Source organism: Pseudoalteromonas sp. SR45-5, assembly GCF_014163565.1.
Taxonomy (GTDB): domain Bacteria; phylum Pseudomonadota; class Gammaproteobacteria; order Enterobacterales; family Alteromonadaceae; genus Pseudoalteromonas; species Pseudoalteromonas distincta.
In genome coordinates, this window is sequence record NZ_JACJDN010000636.1 from 1 (window position 1) to 2,225 (window position 2,225).

At 37.5% G+C, this 2,225-nt stretch carries 4 protein-coding genes; 3 read left to right on the forward strand and 1 reads right to left on the reverse strand.

Going from position 1 to position 2,225, the window contains the following annotated elements; genetic code table 11:
- The 3 genes from H5072_RS17370 to H5072_RS17380 all read left to right on the forward strand — a co-directional run.
- A partial coding sequence (locus tag H5072_RS17370; RefSeq protein ID WP_220488683.1) for a hypothetical protein occupies window positions 1–303 on the forward strand: 303 nt, incomplete at its 5' end.
- A gap of 116 nt (window positions 304–419) precedes the next feature.
- A complete protein-coding gene (locus H5072_RS17375) occupies window positions 420–860 on the forward strand; it encodes a GNAT family N-acetyltransferase (protein ID WP_182694261.1) in 441 nt (146 codons plus the stop codon).
- Window positions 861–966: 106 nt separating this feature from the next.
- Complete coding sequence (locus H5072_RS17380) at window positions 967–1,476, forward strand: DUF421 domain-containing protein (RefSeq protein WP_182694262.1); 510 nt, start codon at window positions 967–969, stop codon at window positions 1,474–1,476.
- Window positions 1,477–1,546: 70 nt separating this feature from the next.
- Here the strand turns inward: H5072_RS17380 and H5072_RS17385 are convergent, their stop codons facing one another.
- The gene (locus H5072_RS17385; RefSeq protein ID WP_182694263.1) at window positions 1,547–2,167 is read right to left on the reverse strand and encodes a trimeric intracellular cation channel family protein; all 621 of its coding nucleotides are present in this window, start codon (window positions 2,165–2,167) and stop codon (window positions 1,547–1,549) included.
- Window positions 2,168–2,225: the final 58 nt, after the last annotated feature.

Genomic DNA, 2,225 nt, shown 5'->3' on the forward strand with positions numbered 1-2,225 from the left:
TCTTTTGAAGGCGAATCCTTTTATGGCTTAACTCAGTTTGGGCTAGACGTGGGTGAAATACCCTGTGTTATTTTTGCGACGGAATCAGCTCGAAAGCGAACAGATATTTCAAATAATATGATATATATAAAAGCTTCAGGTTATGGACCTTTGTTCAGTTTACACTTATCGGATTCAAAAAAGCATTCCCCCGTTGTAGAAACCAGCTTATCTTACAAAAGACACAAAGAAATTAAAATTTTGGCAAACAGTTTCGGTGACTTTTTTTATGATGAAATAAAAGCTGCAATTGAAGATTTGTAATTAGAAATTATCGTAAGTTGTAGCTTGGAACATTTCTAGCCTATAACTCTATGATGTTTATTATATACCCTGATTTTAAAAGGGTTTTTAGACGCAATTATAAAGCTAGGAATTACATGCCTATTACAATAACCACAGGCACAATTGATGATGTAACCGCAGTAAGTGAATATATCCCTGAACTGCTAACAAGCATTGATAGTGACACTTTACGTAACCGTTTAGAAAACAAAAAAACATTGATATTAGTAGCACATAAAGAAGATACATTAGTTGGTTTTAAAATTGGCTATGAGCTATCTAATACACAATTTTATAGTTGGCTTGGTGGAGTGCATTTTAACTATCGTAGATTAGGTATTGCTAAAAAATTACTTGTCCAACAAGAAAAGTGGGCTTATGAACAAGGCTTTACCAATATACACGTTAAATCGATGAACCAGTTTCCTCAAATGCTAACTATGCTAATCACTAATGGTTATCACGTTTGTGGCTACGTTGATAAACAAAGTACAGAGCAAAGCAAAATTAAGTTTGTAAAACATTTAACAAAATAAAATAGGGCACTTTATTCATCGTTATTTAACTAAGTGCCATGTAGAGTTTAAATAACTACTGCGGGCAATTACTTATATAAAAAATAACGCACATAAAGGAGTGACTATGTTTTTTGATGATATGCAGGGATTATTACGTGTACTTACAATAGGTGTACTGGGTTATATCGCACTGGTGTTTTGGTTGCGTATATCGGGTAAACGTACGCTTTCAAAGTGGAACGTGTTCGACTTTATAGTCACTATAGCGCTGGGCTCTATATTGGCGTCTGTTATTATTTCAAAAAGCGTCCCTTTAGCTGAGGGCATACTTGCCTTTGTAGTATTAATAGGGCTGCAATATGTTATTACATGGCTTAGTGTGCGCTCGTCAAAATTTGCAGCGCTCATAAAAGCAGAGCCTACGCTGTTACTGAGTGATGGTGAATACTGCACGGCTGCACTTAAATCGCAGCGAGTAACAAAGTCAGAAATTCGCGCCGCTATTCGTGGTGCGGGAATATTAGCTATAGAAGATGTAGCCGCAGTAGTGCTAGAAACCGATGGTAGTTTTAGCGTACTTAAGCAAAATAACTGCGGGTTAAAAACCGCGTTAAGTGATGTAAGCGGGCGTTAAATTAATACGCTAATAGTTATATTAACTAAGGCAGGTATATTACCTGCCTTATTTTGTATTAAGCTTATTTTTATTTAGCGTGCTGCTCTAATAAACTAAAGGTAGGTAAGCGCCATTTAAAGCGTATTGATGCAATACGTATTAAGTATCCTGCAACCAAGCTCACAATAATGCTGATGTTGTCGTCAATATTGTAATGGTGCAATGCTAGGTATAAGCACGCTACAATTAACGATACGCTGGCATATAGCTCATTGTGTAATACTAACGGTGCTTGGCGACATATTAAATCGCGCAGTAACCCACCAAATACGCCAGTAACAACCGCTGCCACTACACAAATACCGTAATGTAATCCCATATTAAGCCCCACTTGGCAGCCAATAATACTAAAGGCAGCTAAACCAAGGGCGTCTAAGCGCATAAATATGCCTTTAAATTTAACCACCCATTTAGCCAGCCACGTAGTGACAATACCGGCAATACAGGTAATTAATAAATACTCTGGGTGTTGTACCCACGTAAGCGGGTAATTGCCTAGTAATATATCTCTTACGCTACCACCGCCAATTGCCGTGGCGCTGGCTACTAGCACTACGCCAAACCAATCCATTTTCATTCGTCCTGCGCTAAGTGCGCCGGTCATGGCTTCTGCGGTAATACCAATAATATAAACAATCGTTAATAGCATGAGATAATCACTTAAAATACGTGCGTAAAAATAAGGTGTGGATTGTATAGATAAATTA

Bases quoted from the DNA above. Each gene is read 5' to 3' on its own strand.
- H5072_RS17380 (WP_182694262.1), top strand. From the start codon at position 967: ATGTTTTTTGATGATATGCAGGGATTATTACGTGTACTTACAATAGGT.
- H5072_RS17375 (WP_182694261.1), top strand. From the start codon at position 420: ATGCCTATTACAATAACCACAGGCACAATTGATGATGTAACCGCAGTA.
- H5072_RS17385 (WP_182694263.1), bottom strand. From the start codon at position 2,167: ATGCTATTAACGATTGTTTATATTATTGGTATTACCGCAGAAGCCATG.